This is a genomic window from Methyloversatilis sp. S146-33 (assembly GCF_059552495.1).
This window is the reverse complement of record NZ_JCANOT010000015.1, coordinates 190,825-209,814: the sequence shown is the minus strand read 5'-3', so window position 1 is coordinate 209,814 and position 18,990 is coordinate 190,825. Positions and strand designations below refer to the sequence as shown.

20 protein-coding genes are annotated in these 18,990 nt (G+C 65.1%); 9 read left to right on the top strand and 11 right to left on the bottom strand.

The window, feature by feature from the left end; all coding sequences use genetic code 11:
- The first annotated feature begins 493 nt into the window (after positions 1–493).
- Positions 494–2,284, top strand: a complete 1,791-nt coding sequence (tfpB, locus tag AC51BJ_RS03800) for a type IV pilus assembly ATPase TfpB (protein ID WP_304031065.1) — start codon at positions 494–496, stop codon at positions 2,282–2,284.
- Positions 2,285–2,298: 14 nt separating this feature from the next.
- On the opposite strand, the gene AC51BJ_RS03795 is transcribed toward tfpB, so the two are convergent.
- From AC51BJ_RS03795 to AC51BJ_RS03770, 6 genes are all read right to left on the bottom strand, one after another.
- The gene (locus AC51BJ_RS03795; protein ID WP_496279362.1) at positions 2,299–2,961 is read right to left on the bottom strand and encodes a FecR family protein; all 663 of its coding nucleotides are present in this window, start codon (positions 2,959–2,961) and stop codon (positions 2,299–2,301) included.
- 58 nt (positions 2,962–3,019) lie between these two features.
- Entirely contained in the window at positions 3,020–3,502 is a 483-nt protein-coding gene (locus tag AC51BJ_RS03790; RefSeq protein ID WP_304008243.1) for an MOSC domain-containing protein, read from the bottom strand.
- A gap of 44 nt (positions 3,503–3,546) precedes the next feature.
- Positions 3,547–5,001: a Y-family DNA polymerase gene (locus tag AC51BJ_RS03785; RefSeq protein WP_496279361.1), complete on the bottom strand. Its 1,455-nt coding sequence runs from the start codon at positions 4,999–5,001 to the stop codon at positions 3,547–3,549.
- Positions 5,002–5,030: 29 nt separating this feature from the next.
- Positions 5,031–5,717 (bottom strand): translesion DNA synthesis-associated protein ImuA, encoded by a 687-nt coding sequence (imuA, locus tag AC51BJ_RS03780; protein ID WP_496279360.1) that lies wholly within the window; start codon positions 5,715–5,717, stop codon positions 5,031–5,033.
- A gap of 4 nt (positions 5,718–5,721) precedes the next feature.
- The gene (gene lexA / locus AC51BJ_RS03775; RefSeq protein ID WP_024300392.1) at positions 5,722–6,330 is read right to left on the bottom strand and encodes a transcriptional repressor LexA; all 609 of its coding nucleotides are present in this window, start codon (positions 6,328–6,330) and stop codon (positions 5,722–5,724) included.
- A gap of 343 nt (positions 6,331–6,673) precedes the next feature.
- Complete coding sequence (locus tag AC51BJ_RS03770; protein ID WP_496279359.1) at positions 6,674–7,123, bottom strand: FxDxF family PEP-CTERM protein; 450 nt, start codon at positions 7,121–7,123, stop codon at positions 6,674–6,676.
- A 459-nt stretch (positions 7,124–7,582) separates the two neighbouring features.
- On the opposite strand from AC51BJ_RS03770, the gene AC51BJ_RS03765 reads away from it, so the two are divergent.
- The 7 genes from AC51BJ_RS03765 (at position 7,583) to AC51BJ_RS03735 (ending at position 11,657) form a co-directional block, all read left to right on the top strand.
- Positions 7,583–8,098 (top strand): peroxiredoxin, encoded by a 516-nt coding sequence (locus AC51BJ_RS03765; RefSeq protein ID WP_019917924.1) that lies wholly within the window; start codon positions 7,583–7,585, stop codon positions 8,096–8,098.
- Positions 8,064–8,543 carry an FKBP-type peptidyl-prolyl cis-trans isomerase gene (locus AC51BJ_RS03760; RefSeq protein WP_019917925.1) on the top strand — a complete coding sequence of 160 codons (480 nt, stop codon included), beginning with the start codon at positions 8,064–8,066 and terminating at the stop codon, positions 8,541–8,543. Before AC51BJ_RS03765 ends, AC51BJ_RS03760 begins: the two co-directional genes overlap by 35 nt.
- 87 nt (positions 8,544–8,630) lie before the next feature.
- Positions 8,631–9,647, top strand: a complete 1,017-nt coding sequence (gene galE / locus AC51BJ_RS03755; RefSeq protein ID WP_430434333.1) for a UDP-glucose 4-epimerase GalE — start codon at positions 8,631–8,633, stop codon at positions 9,645–9,647.
- Positions 9,648–9,762: 115 nt separating this feature from the next.
- Positions 9,763–10,005, top strand: a complete 243-nt coding sequence (locus AC51BJ_RS03750; RefSeq protein WP_019917927.1) for a hypothetical protein — start codon at positions 9,763–9,765, stop codon at positions 10,003–10,005.
- Between the two features lie 47 nt (positions 10,006–10,052).
- Positions 10,053–10,538, top strand: a complete 486-nt coding sequence (locus tag AC51BJ_RS03745; RefSeq protein ID WP_019917928.1) for a type II secretion system protein — start codon at positions 10,053–10,055, stop codon at positions 10,536–10,538.
- Positions 10,538–10,924: a type II secretion system protein gene (locus AC51BJ_RS03740; protein WP_430434332.1), complete on the top strand. Its 387-nt coding sequence runs from the start codon at positions 10,538–10,540 to the stop codon at positions 10,922–10,924. The genes AC51BJ_RS03745 and AC51BJ_RS03740 overlap by 1 nt, the downstream gene beginning before the upstream one ends.
- A gap of 4 nt (positions 10,925–10,928) precedes the next feature.
- Complete coding sequence (locus tag AC51BJ_RS03735; RefSeq protein ID WP_496279358.1) at positions 10,929–11,657, top strand: hypothetical protein; 729 nt, start codon at positions 10,929–10,931, stop codon at positions 11,655–11,657.
- 8 nt (positions 11,658–11,665) lie between these two features.
- Here AC51BJ_RS03735 and AC51BJ_RS03730 read toward each other — a convergent pair whose 3' ends face one another.
- The 5 genes from AC51BJ_RS03730 to AC51BJ_RS03710 form a co-directional block, all read right to left on the bottom strand.
- Complete coding sequence (locus tag AC51BJ_RS03730) at positions 11,666–12,145, bottom strand: DUF456 domain-containing protein (protein ID WP_496279357.1); 480 nt, start codon at positions 12,143–12,145, stop codon at positions 11,666–11,668.
- A 5-nt stretch (positions 12,146–12,150) separates the two neighbouring features.
- Positions 12,151–13,269 carry a YbdK family carboxylate-amine ligase gene (locus AC51BJ_RS03725; RefSeq protein WP_019917933.1) on the bottom strand — a complete coding sequence of 373 codons (1,119 nt, stop codon included), beginning with the start codon at positions 13,267–13,269 and terminating at the stop codon, positions 12,151–12,153.
- Complete coding sequence (locus tag AC51BJ_RS03720) at positions 13,269–14,462, bottom strand: cation:proton antiporter (RefSeq protein WP_430434328.1); 1,194 nt, start codon at positions 14,460–14,462, stop codon at positions 13,269–13,271. The genes AC51BJ_RS03725 and AC51BJ_RS03720 overlap by 1 nt, the downstream gene beginning before the upstream one ends.
- A 189-nt stretch (positions 14,463–14,651) precedes the next feature.
- Positions 14,652–16,187, bottom strand: a complete 1,536-nt coding sequence (locus AC51BJ_RS03715; protein ID WP_496279356.1) for a fumarate hydratase — start codon at positions 16,185–16,187, stop codon at positions 14,652–14,654.
- A gap of 52 nt (positions 16,188–16,239) precedes the next feature.
- Complete coding sequence (locus tag AC51BJ_RS03710) at positions 16,240–16,764, bottom strand: TIGR00645 family protein (RefSeq protein WP_496279355.1); 525 nt, start codon at positions 16,762–16,764, stop codon at positions 16,240–16,242.
- A gap of 218 nt (positions 16,765–16,982) precedes the next feature.
- Here AC51BJ_RS03710 and acs point away from each other — a divergent pair, with 218 nt between their 5' ends.
- The gene (gene acs / locus AC51BJ_RS03705; RefSeq protein WP_024300394.1) at positions 16,983–18,953 is read left to right on the top strand and encodes an acetate--CoA ligase; all 1,971 of its coding nucleotides are present in this window, start codon (positions 16,983–16,985) and stop codon (positions 18,951–18,953) included.
- Positions 18,954–18,990: the final 37 nt, after the last annotated feature.

Sequence of the window (18,990 nt, the reverse complement as noted above, 5' to 3'; positions counted from 1 at the left end):
CGATACTCTTTCCGGAGCGATACGGCAGGTGCCGTCCTGCTCCATGGCGCGGGGTCAACAGATCCATTTCAGCCTCCGTCGGCATGTCCGACTTTAAGCATGCTGAAAACAATCGCCTCTTGAGGCGAATTGGAGAGGCAGTTTTCCTGCCTTTTTTTCCTGCTGTCTGGTGCACGAATCCAGACAGAGTCTGACCCTGTAAGTGCATGTTACGACAAGGCGGAACAGTTTTGCTTGAAAATTTGATTGCACCTTGCGCCGGACTCGTTCGTGGCCCGTGCAGGGTGTCGTACGCCTCGCCGGAACGGCCCTGGGTGCGGCTGCCGGTTGCCTTGCCTGACGATGGCTCCCGGGTGATGCGGTGCACGATCCGTCGCAGTCAGCCCGCCGTCGGTCAGCGCTCGCTCAGCTATAGTCGGGCGCACAGGATGGGGTGTCCGCCGCCGGCGAGTGCCGGGCGCAGAGCATGCGGACCCGATCCACGGAGACATTGATGAAACAGGCCTCGTCCGGCAAGGACACGCGGGAACACAAGGTCACGCTGCAGGAACTGGTGGAGGGCATGGTGGCCGACGGCCTGCTTGGCGAGTCGGTGGCCCGCGTATTCCTGCACGACCGTCGCTACTGGCGGGGCGGTGACCATCCGCTGGTCGTGCTGGCCGGCCAGAAGTGGAAATCGCTGCATCCGCCGCACCGGGTGCTCAATCTCGATGCGCTGACCGAGTGGATGGCCGGCTGGAGCGGTCACGACTACTACCACATCGATCCGCTGAAGGTCGATTTCGCGGCAGTGACCGAAGTGGTGTCCAGCGCCTACGCGAACCGCTTCCGCATTCTGCCGGTGCAGGCCTCGGCGCGCGAGGTGGTGATCGCCACCGCCGAGCCCTTCATGACCGAGTGGGAGAAGGAACTGGCGCCGATACTGCGCCGGCCCATCCGTCGCGTCATCGCCAATCCGGACGACATCGCCCGCTATGTGGTCGAGTTCTACAGCCTTGCCAAGTCGGTCAAGGGCGCTGCCAAGCGGGGCGACGTCAGCGGTGCGGGCGCCTCCAACTTCGAGCAGCTGGTTGAACTGGGGCGCAGCAACCGGCCGCTCGATGCCAACGACCAGCACATCGTCACCATCGTCGACTGGCTGTGGCAATACGCTTTCGAGCAGCGCGCCAGCGACATCCATATCGAGCCGCGGCGCGATTTCGGCGTTGTGCGCTTCCGTATCGATGGCGTGCTGCATCAGGTCTACCAGATCCCGATGCCGGTGCTGGGCGCGATGACCTCGCGCATCAAGATACTGGGCCGCATGGACGTGGTGGAAAAGCGCCGCCCGCAGGACGGCCGGATCAAGACCCGCGCGCCGGATGGCCAGGAAATCGAGTTGCGGCTGTCCACGCTGCCGACCGCCTTCGGCGAAAAGCTGGTGATGCGGGTGTTCGACCCGGAAGTGCTGGTGCGCGACTTCCGCGACCTCGGTTTTTCCGACGAGGACGCGCGGCGCTGGAAGCAGATGACCACGCAGCCGAACGGCATCGTGCTGGTGACCGGCCCGACTGGCTCCGGCAAGACCACCACGCTGTACTCGACGCTGAAGAACCTCGCCACGCCAGAGGTGAACGTCTGCACGCTGGAAGACCCGATCGAAATGATCGAGCCGGCCTTCAACCAGGTGCAGGTGTCGGCGGACATCGGCGTCACCTTCTCGGCCGGCATCCGCTCGCTGATGCGGCAGGACCCGGACATCATCATGGTGGGCGAGATACGCGATCTCGAGACCGCCGAAATGGCGATCCAGGCGGCGCTGACCGGCCACCTTGTGCTGTCTACGCTGCACACCAACGATGCGCCATCGGCCATCACCCGTCTGCTCGATCTGGGTGTGCCCAGCTATCTGCTGAACGCGACCGTACTCGGCGTGATGGCACAGCGGCTGGTGCGCACGCTGTGTCCGCACTGCCGCAAGCCGGCGTCCCCGCAGGACACCGATCCGCAGGCGTGGAAGGATCTGGTGGCGCCGTGGAAGGCCACGCGGCCGGAACGCTTCACGCAGGCCGTTGGCTGTCTGGATTGCCGCATGACCGGCTATTCGGGGCGTATCGGCATCTACGAAATCCTGCTGATGTCACCGGAAATCAAGTCGCTGGTGTCGACCGGCGCGGACATCGGCGCACTGCGCGATCAGGCCTATCGCGAAGGCATGTACCCGCTGCGCGTGTCCGGCGCACTGAAGATCGCGCAGGGGGTGACGACGATGGAAGAGGTGATGAAGGTGGCGCCGCCGGCCTGAGCTGGCAGAGTGGATCAATAGCCGGTGGACGGCGGCCAGCCGATGCCGGCGAAGGGCGGCTTGCGGCCGACCAGACCTTCGAGCAGCGTCAGTTCGGCGTCGGTGTGATTGATGACGCCGGCGGCCGACATCATGTCGGCGCCGGGTTTGTCGCTGAGCCACATCGGCTTGTCGTGGTGCCGCGTGCGCACGGTTTCGCGCTGGGTCGGATCGCTGTTGCGCGCCAGTTCCGCCTCGCCGTAGCACAGGCAGAAATACGTCCGCTCCTCAGCTGCCTCGATGTAGCAACCGGTGCCGCGTATGCCTATCGTCGCTGCCGGCGTGGCGATGCGCTTCTGGCCGCGGTCGAACACCGACAGCAGCTTGCCGGTGATCACCCGCATCAGGTCGGCGGCAGCGCCGCTGCCGAAAGCGACATGCGATTCGCCACGCTGGAGGAAGGCGTCGCGGCCGAGCACATAGATCGCTTCGGCGCCCGGGCCGGTGCGTATCGTGTCGCCCGGACGGATTTCCATGTGGAAGTTCGCTGGCGCGCCATTGACGCTGACGTCGCCACGGAAGCCGCGCAATCCGGTACGGCTGTCACGGGCGAGGGCTTCGCGCACCAGTGCGTCGAAGGCCAGCGGGGCGGCGGCACCGCCGGCCAGCAGGGTGGTCAGTACGCGTCTTCGATCCATGTCGTTTTCTCCTTCTTCTGATGCAGCGATTATCGCGCGGGCAGGAGAACAGACCCGTTCATTCGTTCTCGGGCGTCACCGCATCGCCCTGACGGATCAGGCCGCTGCGCAGCACACGCGCGGTGATGCCGCCGTGGCCGCGCATCACGTTGTAGCCTCCCTTGCCCAGATTGGTTTCCATGCGTGAGCACGGGTCGCAGGTGCCCGTGTACTCCAGCAACGCATCGCCGACGCGGAAGCGCTTGCCCTTGAGTGCCAGCAGATTCAGACCGCTGACCACGATATTGCGTCGCACCAGGCCGGGATCGACCTCGCCCAGCCCCAGCAGGTCGGCTACCGTCTGCAGGTGTTCGGCCTGGATCAGCGTGACCTGCCGCTTGCCGTCCGGGCTGGCGTAGCGGTCACCTTCGAGGCCGAGCGATTCGATGGCCTGTACCGTGTCGACGACGCGCAGCGGCTGCATCCGCGCCGGGCGTACGCCTATCCAGGTGACCTGTCCGGCGTGTGCGAAGGTGGAAGTGAGTGTCTGCAGGGTGTCCATGATTGTCGTTTCATCGTGCGCAATGTGTCGGGACGGATGCTACTTCAGGCGAACAGCCCCTGCAGATACCAGCGATGCGGTGCCCTGTGTTCGCGATAGATCCACAGTCTTTCCTGGCGAGGTCCGATGGCGATGTAGTAATCGCGCAGCGCTTCGGCCGGATGGTCGTTGTCGCCAGCGTCGTCCCACCAGCCGGCCTCGATCCGTTCAGCGCGGCCGAGGCAATGCAGTGGCCCGTTGCGCCAGGGCTGACCGTCGCGTTCGGCCAGCAGTTCGGGTTCCGGCAGCAGCCACAGTGGGCGCTGCGGCTTGCCGGCAGCCGGCTGCGCACGACCCGGCTCACCTCGCTGCTGCGCCCGTTCCGGACGGTGGTCGCCGCTGGCCGACAGGCTGTAGACCGCATCGCGCCCGAGGCGGGCGCGCAGCCGTTCGACCAGTACGTCGCGGGCTTCCTGCCTGTCCTGCGGCGACGGCGCCTGGGTGCCGAACAGGTCGCGGCTGCGACCGGGCTGTTCGATCCAGTCGGGTGCCCGCAGTCTCAGCGCGGTGACCGCTTCCGGCAGGGCGATGCGCGCCAGATGCTCGCGTGTCAGCGATGCAAGCAGGCGGGCGTCGTGGGTAGGGATACCGGTGCGCAGTTCCAGCCGGGTGGGTGCTTCGTGCTCGTGCTGCAGTTCGAGCAGGCACTCGGCGATGCCGGCGTGTGCCGCGGCCAGCTGGGTGCACGCACTGTTGAACAGCCGGCTAGCGGCGAACAGCAGTACATCGGCATCGTGACGCGGTACCGGGAGTTCGATCCGGCTGTCGATTTCCGGAGGCGGCGAGAAGAAGGTGCGCGGATCGGCGCTCTGCCCGAGCGCCTGATCGATCAGGCGACGCAGGGCCTGTGCATCACGCAGCGCCAGTGCGTCGCGCGGCAGCTTCATCGCATCTCCCACGCTGCGCAGACCGGCTTCGCGCAAGGTGGCCAGTCGAGCCTCACCGGCTTCGGTCACGTCGAGCGGCAATGCGGCCAGCGCTGCCGGCAAGGCTCCACGGCCGCGTATCGTACGACCGGGTGTGCCGAGGGCGAGCCAGCGCGCGGCACGCGGTGTCGGGGCACAGGCGCTGAGGGCATGAAAGCCGGCGGCGGCCAGCGCGCTGCGCAAGGCGCGCAGCAGACCGTCGAGGCCGCCGAACAGACGGATGCTGCCGGCGATTTCCAGCAGCAGTCCGTCGGTTGCGAGGGCGACATGAGGGGTGAAATGCAGTGCGCAGCCGGCGGCGTCCTTCAGAGCCGCATCTTCCACCTGACTTTCGCGCGGGCTGATCAGCAGGTTGGGCGCTAGTGCCAGTGCGTCGGCCAGCCGCTGGCCGGGGCGCACGCCCTGAGCCAGCGCTGTCGCATCCAGCGCGACCACACGCTGCTTCGCCGCCACCGCCAGCGGCTGTGTATGGGCCTGGGCGCGGAAGCGCGCCTGCAGCGGCCATTCGGGAAAGACCAGTGCCAGCCAGAGCATGTTGTACGCAGATCCATGGCGCAGGCCTGTCAGCCGACCAGCGCCAGGGCAGGGCGCCCGCGCAGGGTGTCCGAACGCCGTACCGGGATGCCCGGACGTATTCCGAGGTAAACCGGCCGGTTGGCTGGGCGGCCGCGTCGCTTCAGGATGTCGATGCGTACCTCGCCTTCCGCAGCGACGGATGCATGCAGGCGCAAGGCGGCTGGCGAGGCCATATGCGCGTCGGAGGCGGGGCGGAACAGCACCAGCGGCAGCGCGGCCTCACGCACCGCCAGCTGCAGCCTGCGCAGCAGGGCTGTATCTACCCGGTCGAGCCAGCCGGTGACTGCGCTGCACGCCCCCGAGTTGAGTGCGTGACGCAGCGCCCAGACACGCTCGCCGGCACTACCCGCCTGGATCACCAGCATGCGAGGCGTGCACAGACCCGCGGCGGCGAGTGCCGAAACATTCGGATACCAAGGCGGCGCCACCCAAGCCACCCAGCCATCGGCCTGACTGGCTTGGGCCAGCATGGGCAGCAGCAGGGAGACTTCACCGTGCCCGCAGCAGTCGGTCAGCACTTCGCTCATGTCGCCGACCGGCCAGCCTCCGCCGGGCAGTTCGGCGTCGAGCGCCGGATGACCGGTGGACACGGTGGGGCACGCGTCCGCCGCCGTGTCGTTGGCACGCCAGACATCCGAACGGTGCAACAGGGTATGCAGGCTGGAGACGCTCATTGCGTCAGACCGCGCTGCCGTTGCGAATCAGCCCCACCATGACGCCTTCGATCACCAGCGGGTCGCGCCGGGTGTCGACGACGATGGGACTGAATTCGGGATTTTCCGGCAGCAGCTCGACCTGAGCACCACTGCGACGCAGACGCTTCACGGTCACTTCATCGTGCAGCCGGGCGACGATGATCTGGCCGTTGTGTGCTTCGGAGGTGGCATGAACGGCGATCAGGTCGCCGTCGAGGATGCCTGCGTCGCGCATGCTCAAGCCCCGCACTCGCAACAGATAGTCGGCGCGTGGTGAGAACATCGACGGGTCAACTTGGTAGCGTCCCTGCACGTGGGCGTCGGCAAGAATGGGATTGCCGGCCGCGACCCGGCCTATCAGTGGAATGCCTGCGGGCTCGGACAGCCGGATGCCGCGCGCGCGACCTTCGTCGAGACTGATGACGCCCTTGCGTGCCAGTGCGCGCAGATGGCTTTCGGCGGCGTTCGGCGAACGGAAGCCGAAGGCCTGCGCGATTTCGGCGCGCGTGGGCGGGCTGCCGCGTTCGCTGACTGCGTCACGGATCAGTTGCAGGATTTCCTGCTGGCGGGACGTCAGGCTGTCGTTCGACATGGGATGGGCGCTTGCTGTACGAAGACTGTATTTTTATACAGTTGTTTATGGTGATGCAAGCAGGCCGGTGCCGATTGTCGACAATTGTTACAGAGCGGGATGTGTTCGCGTGCTCCCTGCCCGTCCAGGCAAGTCAGGGTGATTTGTGCAGTGCGATGAAAAGAAATGGATTTTTTCCGAGGCGCCGGGATGGCAGGATGTTCGGGCGGGTCATCTAATACCGAAGTACTAGGTTCTGGCTGTCGATATTCTTGACAGTGTTGCGGCGCAGCAGGTCCGGATCCTTCGATCAGGCAACAAAAAAGCACCCGAAGGTGCTTTTTTGTTTTCAGGCAGGTGAAGCTCAGCCCATGCGACGCTTTGCCATCAGGCCGATCATGCCCAGGCCAGCCAGCATCATCGCGTAGGTGTCTGCTTCTGGCACCACGGCGACCGGGGCGGTCGTCGAGGTCAGTGCGAGCACACCACCCAGGCTGCCGGTCGTGGAACCGGTCACCTTGTAGTAGTAATCGCCGGCGAGCAGGCCGTTGGCGGTGAACAGGGTGCCGAAGCTGTAGGCGGACAGAAACTTGTCCACCGCTCCGGTTTCTTTGTACAGCCACACCATGCTGTCTTCGCTCAGACCGAAGAACGGCGATGCTTCTGCCGATACGGCCAGCGTGGACAACGAGGTGGTCGGAGCGGTCAGCGTGAAGGTGAAAATTTCCGAGAAGGAGCCGGACAGCGAGGCGATGCCGGTTTCGATCGTTGCGTGGTCGTCCCAGCTGGTCGTCGCGGCATTCGCGCTTCCCACTGCAAACAGACCGCATACAACAGTTGCGACCAAGGTTTTCTTCATATCCTGTCCTTTCACAAAAAGTGACAAAGTGGAACCCAGATTTTTGCAAGAACATCAGCCCCCCACAATCTGCGATGACATCCCATTTGCAACGACAAGTAAGGAGGTCATTCCGCACACTGCGAGCAGCTCAGCGTTCTGGTGAAACAGGTACGCAAGACTCGGGCCACTTTCTGTTTGTCATTGCTCTTTCTGAAGATAAATTTCCAACCATTTGAAGTTGTTCAATAAAATTTTTTTTTGACGGATGTTCGACTCAGCCGGGGTGTGATGCTCTTTGGTGCATCAGGACCACATTTGTGCAATGCGGCGACGGCTTTTTTTACAACGGCGCGGCAAGCCTGCCTGCTAGAATCCGCCGGACTCCAGAGCGTGCGATGTTTCGTGGTCGCGTCGTGTGGATGGGAGGTGCGCATGTTGAATGCAGGACAACCCGCTCCGCTGTTCGAACTGCCGGATGCCGATCTGGAGCTGTTCAATCTGGGCGACCAGCTCGGGCAGCATCTGATGGTGCTCTACTTCTACGCCAAGGACGACACGCCGGGCTGTACGGCTCAGGCTATCGAGTTCAGCGATCTGGACGACGATTTCCGGCGTTGTGACTGCACCGTGCTCGGTGTCAGCCGCGACGAATGTTTCACACACGCAGATTTTCGCGACAAGCACGGCCTGACGGTCAGGTTGCTGTCGGACATCGATGGCGAGGTCAGCCGGCGCTACGGTGTCTGGCGTGAGCGCGAGGTCGACGGAAAGCTGCGGTTCTGCATGACCCGCTCGACATTCATCATCGATCGGAAGGGTGTCATACGTTACGCGCAATATGGCGTGAATCCGCGCGGGCACGCCGGGGAAGTCCTCGAACGCGTGCGCGCACTGCACATGAAAGGAATCAGGAATGCTCATCAGCAAGAACTCGGTCGTCACCCTTAAGTACAGCGTGACGGATCCGGACGGCAATATGGTCGATCCGGGCGAAGCCCCGCTGGCCTATCTGCACGGCGGTTACGGCGGTATTTTCCAGCCGATCGAGGAAGCACTTGAAGGCAAGACCGTCGGCGACGAAGTGGTCGTGAAACTGCAGCCGGAAGATGCCTTCGGCGAGTACGACGAAGAACTGGTCGAGATCGAATCGCGTGCGAACTTCCCGGACAACATCGAAGTCGGCATGCAGTTCGAGCGCGTCAGCGAAGATGGCGAGGAAGAGGGCCTGTACACCGTGACCGACATTGCCGACGACCGCGTCGTGATCGACGGCAATCACCCGCTGGCCGGCACCGCACTGGTGTTCTCCTGCTCGGTGTCAGCAGTGCGCCAGGCGTCGGCGGAAGAGCTGTCGCACGGCCACGTGCACGGCGACCACGGCCACCACCACTGAGATCGTCCCCCGCCGGGCGCCGACGAGGGCCCCGGCGTTCTCCGCCCACTGTAGGGCGCTGCGTCGAAATCCTGTCAGGGAGCATCCATGTCGCGTGTGCTGGTCACCGGTGGCGCGGGCTATATCGGCTCGCACACCTGCATCGAACTGATGGCTGCGGGCCACCAGGTGGTGGTTGTAGATAACCTGTGCAACAGCAAGCGCGAATCCCTGACGCGCGTCGAACGCATTGCCGGGCAGGCGCTGCAGGCCTTCGTGCAGGCCGATGTCCGCGATCGCGCCGCGATGCGTGCCGTGTTTGCGGCGCACGACATCGACGCGGTGATCCACTTCGCCGGCCTGAAGGCGGTCGGCGAGTCGGTCGCGAAGCCGCTCGAGTACTACGACAACAACGTCAGCGGCACGGTGGCGCTGTGCGAGGTGATGGCCGAAGCCGGCGTGAAGACGCTGGCCTTCTCGTCCTCGGCTACGGTTTACGGTGATCCGGCGTCGGTGCCCATCCGCGAGGATTTCCCGACCGGGCCGACCAATCCTTACGGCCGTTCGAAATGGATGGTCGAGTACCTGCTGCAGGACCTCGTCGTGGCCGATCCGTCGTGGCGCATCGCACTGCTGCGCTACTTCAATCCGGTCGGCGCGCACGAGTCCGGCCTGATCGGCGAAGACCCCAACGGTCTGCCGAACAATCTGATGCCCTTCGTCAGCCAGGTGGCGGTCGGCAAGCTGGCCGAGTTGCGCGTGTTCGGCGGTGACTGGCCGACGCCGGACGGTACCGGCGTGCGCGACTACATCCACGTGCTTGACCTCGCTCAAGGCCACGTGCGCGCCATCGACTACCTTACGGAACACACCGGTCTGCTGACGGTGAATCTGGGTACCGGTCGTGGCTACAGCGTGCTTGAAGTCGTGCGCGCCTTCGAGCAGGCGAGCGGACGCGCGGTGCCCTACCGCATCGTCGATCGGCGGCCGGGGGACATCGCCCAGTGCTACGCCGACCCGGCGCACGCAAACCGGCTCCTGGGCTGGGTTGCGCGGCGCGACCTCGCGCAGATGTGCGCCGATGCGTGGAACTGGCAGCGCAGCAACCCGCAGGGCTATGCCTGACGCGCGTCGCGGGCGGAGGGCAGAAAGTCTCGGTGCGCCGCGATAGATGACGACCGCCGCTTCGTGCTAAATCAACAGCTCGCCGTCGGTCGGAACCAGCCCGGGAGGATTGCTCATGCACCTGCAAGTCGTGTTCGAAAAGGCGCACGCCGCGGACAGCGGAAACAGCGCATCCATCTTCCGGCAGTTGCTCGACGCGCTCGAGCACGATGCGCCGTTCGACCTGCAGCTGCTGTATCAGTTGCCCTATGCCGACTTCGACACTGCGCTCAACGCGCTGCGCGAGTGGCGTTCGCAACGCTACGTATGGCTGCGCGAACACGACGGCCCTCAGCCCTGGCGCAGTCATCTGAGCTAGTGTCTGCTGTCACGGTGCCGTGATGGTGCTGTGTTAACCTGCGGCGCATGCTGCGTCATACACGTCTTTCCCGCGGTTTCACGCTGATCGAGTTGATGGTGGTGATCGCCATCGTCGGCGTGCTCGCGACCATGGCCATGCCCATGATGGAGCTGGCGCGGGTGCGCGCGAACGAGGCCGAACTGCGCACCTCGCTGCGGCAGATCCGCACCGCGCTCGACGATTACAAGAAGGCCTGGGACGAAGGGCGCATCGAGAAGAAGGTCGGTGCCAGCGGCTATCCGCCCAGCCTCGACGTGCTGGTCAATGGCGTGCGCGACGTCAAGCAGCCGAACGACGTGAAGATCTACTTCCTGCGCCGCGTGCCGCGCGACCCCTTCCATACCGATACATCGACGCCGCCCGAGCAGACCTGGGGCCTGCGCAGCTACGCCAGCCCGCCGGACGAACCCGTGCCTGGCGCCGATGTGTTCGATGTCTATTCGCTGTCCGGCCGCACCGGCCTGAATGGCATTCCGTACCGGAACTGGTGATGTTCACTTTCGCCCGCAAGCGCGGTTTCACGCTGATCGAACTGCTGGTGGTCATGGCCATCATCGCGGTGCTGCTGACCATTGCCGCACCGCGCTACTTCGAACATCTCGATCGCTCGAAGGAGGCGACGCTGAAGCAGACGCTGGCGGTCACCCGCGATGCGATCGACAAGTTCCGCGGTGACCGCGGTGCCTGGCCGCAAAGCCTGCAGGACCTGGTCGACAAGCAGTACCTGCGCAAGCTGCCGTTCGACCCGGTCACCGACAGCAGCGAAACCTGGATCGTCGTGCCGCCGCGCGATTCGGCGACCGAGAGTGGCGTGGCCGACCTGAAGAGCGGTGCCGAAGGCATGTCACGCGACGGCATCGCCTATTCTGACCTCTGATGTGATGCGGGCGGATCAGCGCGGCTTTTCCTATCTGCTCCTGCTGTTCGCAGTCGCCGCGCTGGGCATTGCTGCAGCCGGCAGCGCGCTGATGTGGAGCACGCTGTCGCAGACCGAGCGCGAACGCGAACTGCTGTTCATCGGCGGCGAGTTCTCGCGTGCGCTGCAGCGCTACTACGACGCCTCGCCGGCGGAGCCGAAAGCCTATCCGGCACGGCTGGAGGATCTGCTCGAAGACAAGCGGCATCAGGTGCCGATGCGTCATCTGCGCAAGATCTATGTCGATCCGATGACCAACAACCGGGACTGGGGGCTGGTCATGTCGCAGGGGCAGATCCGCGCGATACACAGCCGATCGGAAAAGGTGGCGCGCATCCATTTGCTGCCGCGCTGGGTCGATGCGACCGGCGACAAGGTGGCGCCCAGCCTCAAGACGCCACTGAAGCAGCCGTACGCGCCCATTCCGGGTCAGCCGCAGGCCGTGCCCGGACCGGTCAGTCCGACGGCGCCGTCCGCTGCCCGTCAGGCGGGCGATCTGCGTCATGCCGACTGGCTGTTCGTGCCGATGGCCGACACGCCTGCGCAGCAGGACACGCCGGGTTCGTCGCCGTCCGCGCCCGGATCGGCGGCGGGCAGCACTCCGGTGGTGGTCGGAGAGGGCGATGGCAGCGGTGCTTCGCAACCCGACGGTTCAGCAGGATCGCTGCAGGAGCAATACACCGGCAAGCGCTGAAGCGGTCGTCAGATCAGCCAGGCGGCCAGCGCGATGCCCAGCATCATGAAGGCGATGGCGACCTTGGCGACCGCGGCGATCAGCATGCCCAGCCAAGTGGCCACGCCGACGCGCGCGGCCTGCAGTGCGTTGCGTCGCGCGATGTATTCGCCGATCGCCGCGCCCGCCAGCGGTGCGAACAGCAGGCCGATCAGGCCGGCGAACAGCCCGAGCACGGTACCGATCGCAGCGCCGACCAGCGCCAGCGTGCTGGCACCCACCCGCTGTGCGCCGATCACGCCCGACGCGAAATCGATCAGCCAGGCGAGTACTGTCAGCGCGCCCAGCACGGTGAGCGTGATCGTGCCGATGTGGTTGAAATCGTCCAGCCAGGCCATCATCAGGAAGCCGCCGAACATCAGCGGAATGCCGGGCAGAGCCGGCAATACGACGCCGGCCAGTCCGATCAGCACCAGCAGTGCCGCGATCGCCCACAGCAGGATGTCCATGCCGCTCATTGGGCGAAGGCGGCGACCGCGTCGTCGACCACCGCCAGCAGGTTGCGCGTGCGCGCGTGCACCGCGCGCAGTCTCGTGGCATCGTTGCCGCCGCCGCGGACCATGCGGTGCAGCGCGTCCAGTGCGTCCGACGACCGCAGTGCGTCGGCGTGCGGCGCCAGCCGTTCGAGCGTGGCGGCGATGTCGTCGCGCAGCGGCAGCGCGGCGTGGCTGCGCGGATGCACGATCAGCCCGTCGAGACCGAAGCGGCAGGCCTGGAAGCGGTTGTAGGTGTATACGAGGTAGTCGTCCTCCACCGGTTCGGGGTCCTCGCCGGACAGGATGAGCCGGCACAGCGCCTGCAGGTAGACCGCGATCTGCGCTGCCCGATCGACGCCCAGCGGCGTGTCGCAGACGCGCAGCTCTATCGTGCCGTACTCGGGCTTGGGCCGGATGTCCCAGTAGAAATCCTTCATGCTGCGCACGATGCCGGTGTCCTCCATCCGCGCGAAGTAGTCGCGCTCGAAGCGCGACCATTCGAGCACGAAGGGCGCGCGGCCGCTGAGCGGAAAGGCGAATACGGAATTCAGCCGGGCCGAATCGAACAGCGTGTCGCTGCCCTGCGAGAAGGGCGAGGAGGCGGAGAGTGCGATGAAGTGCGGCACATAGCGCCCGAGCGCGTGCAGGACGCGCAGCGCGCTGTCCGGATCGGGCATGCCGATGTGCACGTGCTGACCGAACACCGTGAACTGCTTGGCCAGATAACCGTAGAGACCTGACAGTTGCTGGAAGCGCGGTGCCGAGAAGATGCGCCGTTCCGACCACTGTTGGAAAGGGTGGGTGCCTCCGCCGCACAGCGACACATTGAGCCGCGTCGCATCCTTCACCAGCGCATCGCGCATCAGGCGCAACTGCGCAAGCAGCGTGGCGTGGCTGTCGTGGATGCCGGTGGCCACCTCTATCATGCTGTCGGTCATTTCCGGCTTGATGTCGCCGGGAAAGGTCTGGCGCTGCGCCAGTTCCAGCAGGTCGGCCGCGGCCGACGCGAGGTCGCGGTCGTGTTCGCCGACCAGTTGCAGTTCGAGTTCGACGCCCATGCTGAGCGCCGACGAGGCGTGAAAGGTTTCGAGCGGCATCAGGCGTCCTCCGTCCTCTGTGCTTCGCCGGCCAGTACCAGCGCCCACTGGGCGAACACCGGCCCGACGAACTCCATCACGATCACCATGCCAGCGATGGCGGACAGCGCGCTGTCGGCGAGTCCGAAGCCGGCGCTGCGGCTGTATTCGAGCAGCAGCAGCGCAAAGGTGGACAGCGGTGCCAACGCCAGCCCGGTCAACGCGCCCTTGCGTGTGCTGGTTCCGCTTACGTGGGCGAAGGCAGCGGTTGCGCTCATCTTCGCCGCGATGCGGCCGAGCGACAGCAGCACGGCCAGTGCCAGTCCGGCGGCGGAGGTCGGCCAGGTCGCCATGCCGGCAACGAAGACGAACAGGAAAAGCGTCAGCAGTTCGCCCAGCACGCCGAAGTTGCGCTGCGCCGGCGTCAGTACCAGCCGCTTGCGGCGCATCAGCACGCCCAGCGTCAGTGCGGCCAGCAAGGGCGACACGTTGACGCCCTGGGTGAGCAGGGTGACCAGCATCACCGCCAGCGCGAACACGATGGTGACGCCACGTTCGTCGGCGCGCAGTCGGCGCAGCAGCCAGGGCAGCGGCACGCCAACCAGGAGACCGCAGCCGACCGATACGGCAAGGATGGCGGCACTGTTCCACACCGCGCTGACCACACTGCCGGAGGCCAGCAACTGCCAGTAGCCGATCGCGCCCTTCATCAGCAGTACCGATAGCAGACAGTTGATGGCGCACAGATGCAGCGCGCGCTCGGTCACCTGGCCGGAGCCGCGCAGGTCGTTGACTACGCGCACCAGTGCGGCCGGCGAGGTGGCCACGGACAGTGCGCCGAGCACCATCGCGATGTCCGGCGGTTGGCCCATCGCAATGGCGATGGCGCGCACCACGACGAAGGTGAGCAGCGATTCGGCAATCCCGGTCAGCGTGAGCCAGTAATTGGTCACCAGCCAGCGCAGATTGATGCGGTGACCCAGCTCGAACAGGAACAGTGCGAGCGAGAAATTGGCCAGGAAGGACATGGCTGCCCGGGTTTCGGCGTCGTGCGGCGCGCCGCCCCAGGCGCTGTAGACGATGCCGGCGAGCGAATAGACGCAGACGCGCGGTATCGCCAGCCCGCGGTGGAAGATCTCGCCGGCCAGCCACGCGAGCAATAGAACAGCCGGCCAGCCGACCAGCGTGAATATGCGACCTGCTTCGAAGATCATCGCGTCGCCTCCGTTCTGCACGCACTGCGCGCGGGAAGACAGAAGCCGTGCCTGTGCGGCACGACGGCGGATTTTTCTGCGGGGAATACGGACCGCTTCCAGGCGGCCTCTGTTGTTGCTGTGCGGACCGGCTGGCGCCGGTCCGCTTATCGGGCCGGCGGTGCCGGCCTCAGGTAGCGCTGGAGACTATCACGCGGTGGCGACAGGAATCTTCCCGATCTTTGCCTGCCATTCCTTCGGACCGGTTTCGTGCACCGAGGTGCCGCCGGAGTCGACGGCGACAGTGACCGGCATGTCGACCACGTCGAACTCGTAGATCGCTTCCATGCCAAGGTCCTCGAAGCCGACCACCTTCGCCGCCTTGATCGCTTTCGATACGAGGTAGGCGGCACCGCCGACCGCCATCAGGTAGGCGCTCTTGTGCTTGCGGATGGCCTCGATCGCCGCCGGGCCACGCTCCGACTTGCCCACCATCGAAATCAGGCCGGTCTGCGCCAGCATCATTTCGGTGAACTTGTCCATGCGGGTGGCGGTGGTCGGGCCGGCCGGGCCGACCACTTCGTCGCGCACCGGATCGACCGGACCGACGTAGTAGATGACGCGGTTGGTGAAATCGACCGGCAGCTTTTCGCCCTTGGCCAGCATGTCAGCGATGCGCTTGTGCGCAGCATCGCGGCCGGTCAGCATTTTGCCGTTCAGCAGCAGGGTCTGGCCCGGCTTCCATGAGGCGACCTCTTCCGGCGTGAGCGTGTTCAGGTCGACCCGCTTCGAGGTCTTGGTGTCGGCCTGCCAGGTCACCGCCGGCCAGTCTTCGAGGCGCGGCGGTTCGAGCTTCGCCGGGCCCGAGCCGTCGAGGTGGAAATGCACGTGGCGGGTCGCCGCGCAGTTCGGAATCATCGCCACCGGCAGCGAGGCGGCGTGCGTCGGGTAGTCGAGTATCTTCACGTCGAGCACGGTGGACAGGCCGCCCAGGCCCTGGGCGCCGATGCCCAGCGCGTTCACCTTCTCCATCAGCTCCAGCCGCAGTTCCTCGACCCGGGTGAGCTTTTCGCCACGCGCCGCCTTGTCGGCGACGATCTGGATGTTCACCGGCTCCATCAGCGATTCCTTGGCCAGCAGCATGGCCTTTTCCGGCGTGCCGCCGATGCCGATGCCCAGCATGCCCGGCGGGCACCAGCCGGCGCCCATGGTCGGCACCGTCTTCAGCACCCAGTCCACGATGGAATCGGACGGGTTCAGCATGACCATCTTGGACTTGTTTTCCGAGCCGCCGCCCTTGGCCGCGCAGATCACCTCGACGTGGTCACCCGGCACGATTTCGTAGTGAATGACCGCCGGCGTGTTGTCCTTCGAGTTCTTGCGGGCGCCGGCCGGGTCGAGCAGCACCGAGGCGCGCAGCGTGTTGTCCGGGTGCATGTAGGCGCGGCGCACGCCTTCGTTGACCATGTCGGTCACGCTCATCGTGGCGTCCCAGCGCACGTTCATGCCCACCTTCAGGAAGACCACGGCGATGCCCGTGTCCTGGCAGATCGGACGCTTGCCTTCGGCGCACATGCGCGAGTTGGTCAGGATCTGCGCGATCGCGTCCCGTGCCGCCGGCGACTGCTCCCGCTCGTAGGCCGCACCCAGCGCCTGGATGAAGTCGAGCGGGTGATAACAGGAGATGAACTGGAAGGCGTCGGCGATGGACTGGATGAAATCGTCCTGGCGGATGGGTTGGCTCATGGAAAGGTCCTCGGGTATTGAAGGGGGCCGCTCGTGGCGGCCCGGGCTGCGCTCAGTGGTGCGTCTTGTTGAGCACCAGCGTCTGCGTCATCAGCTTGTCGGTATAGGCCATGGCCATGGCCGACACGACGAACACCATGTGGATCACCACCTGCCACAGCACGACGCGGTCGTCGAGCTGGCCGGCATTGATGAAGGTCTTCAGCAGGTGGATGGCCGAAATGCCGATCAGGGCGGTGGCCAGCTTCACCTTCAGCACGCCGGCGTTGACGTGCGACAGCCATTCCGGCTGATCCGGATGGTCTTCCAGGTTCAGTCGGGACACGAAGGTTTCGTAGCCACCGACAATGACCATGATGAGCAGGTTGGCAATCATCACCACGTCGATCAGGCCCAGAACGATGAGCATGATGTCGGTTTCGGTCAGGTTGCCGATCTTGTGGACCAGGTGCGACAGCTCGACCATGAACAGATAAACGTACACCGCCTGGGCGACGATCAGTCCGAAGTAGAGCGGGGCTTGCAGCCAGCGACTGGCGAAGATGAGGCTTTTTAGAACACGTCCAAGATTAGTCATGCGCAGTCGAATATAAGACAAAAGACGGCGCCGATATTACCATCCGGTTCTTGCAGCTTCGGTCCGCGAGCGTAAGCGGTCTGTAAGCCGCAAAGGCTGTAATCGATGGAAGAAAAACGAGCGCGAAGTTCTGCGCCTGTCGGCGGCCCACAAGGCCGTACGTTGCACGGCGGTTTCCATCCGCCTGCTTGCAGATTTGAGATGACGGAGGAGGTTGTATGTCTGAAGCTACGGAAGTTCGCGTGTACCAGCCCTCGCAAGACATGGTGAGCAATGCCGCCGTGTCCGGCATGGATGCCTACAAGGCTCTGTGCGCCGAGGCGGAGCGCGACTATGAGGGGTACTGGGCTCGTCTGGCTCGCGAGCATGTGACTTGGCAGACGCCGTTCACGCGTACCCTGAATGAAGACAATCGCCCGTTCTTCAAGTGGTTCGAAGACGGCAAGCTGAACGTGTCCTACAACTGCCTGGACCGCAACATCGAAGCGGGTCTGGGCGACAAGACCGCGATCATCTTCGAAGCGGACGACGGCACCGTCACCCGCGTCAGCTACAGCGACCTGCTGGTCCGCGTCAGCCGCCTGGCCAACGCACTGCGTTCGAAGGGCGTCAAGAAGGGTGACCGCGTCGTCATCTACCTGCCGATGTCGATCGAAGGCATCGTCGCGATGCAGGCCTGCGCCCGCATCGGCGCCACCCACTCGGTGGTGTTCGGCGGTTTCTCCGCCCAGTCGCTGCGCGACCGTATCAGCGACGCCGGCGCGGTCATGCTGATCACCGCCGACGAACAGTGCCGTGGCGGCAAGAACATCCCGCTCAAGCCCATCGTCGATGAAGCCTTCGGCATGGGTGGCTGCGAATCGTGCAAGACGGTCATCGTCTACAAGCGCACCGGTGGCGCCTGCAATATGGTTGCCGGCCGCGACGTGTGGCTGCACGAGGCACTCGAAGGTCAGGCCGACACCTGCGAACCGGAATGGGTCGAGGCGGAACACCCGCTGTTCCTGCTCTACACCTCGGGTTCGACCGGCAAGCCGAAGGGCGTCCAGCATTCGTCCGGTGGCTATCTGCTGCACGCCATCCTGACGATGAAGTGGACCTTCGACATCAAGCCGTCCGATGTCTTCTGGTGTACCGCCGACATCGGCTGGGTCACCGGCCACACCTACATCACCTACGGCCCGCTGGCCTGCGGTTCTACCGAGATCGTGTTTGAAGGCGTGCCGACCTACCCGGACGCCGGCCGCTTCTGGAAGATGATCCAGGACCACAAGGTGACCGTGTTCTACACCGCGCCGACCGCCATCCGCTCGCTGATCAAGGCGGCCGATGCGAACGACGCCGTGCACCCGAAGAGCTACGACCTGTCGTCGCTGCGCATCCTCGGTTCGGTCGGCGAGCCGATCAACCCGGCGGCCTGGGAGTGGTACTACCAGAACGTCGGCGGCAGCCGTTGCCCCATCGTCGATACCTTCTGGCAGACCGAAACCGGCGGTCACATGATCACGCCGCTGCCGGGTGCCACGCCGATGGTGCCGGGTTCGTGCACGCTGCCCTTCCCGGGCATCCAGGCTGCCATCGTCGACGAAACCGGCAATGACGTGCCCTGGGGCCAGGGCGGCATCCTGGTGGTCAAGAAGCCGTGGCCGTCGATGATCCGCACCATCTACGGTGATCCGGACCGCTTCGTGAAGAGCTACTACCCGGCCGACTTCCAGGGGCGTTACTACCTGGCGGGCGACGGCGCGATCCGCGACGCGAAGACCGGCTACTTCACCATCACCGGCCGTATCGACGACGTGCTGAACGTGTCGGGTCACCGCATGGGCACGATGGAGATCGAGTCGGCGCTGGTGGCGCACCCGCTGGTGGCAGAAGCCGCTGTGGTGGGTCGTCCGGACGATCTGACCGGCGAGGCCATCTGCGCTTTCGTCGTGCTGAAGCGTTCGCGCCCGACCGGCGACGAAGCCAAGCAGATCGCCAACGAGCTGCGCAACTGGGTGGGCAAGGAGATCGGTCCGATTGCCAAGCCGAAGGACCTGCGTTTCGGTGACAACCTGCCGAAGACCCGCTCGGGCAAGATCATGCGCCGCCTGCTGCGCTCGATCGCCAAGGGCGAGCAGATCACGCAGGACACCTCGACGCTGGAAAACCCGGCCATCCTCGACCAGCTGGCGCAAACCCTCTGATTGGGGCCCGCGGCGCGTCTCCCGCGCCGCGGCTCTG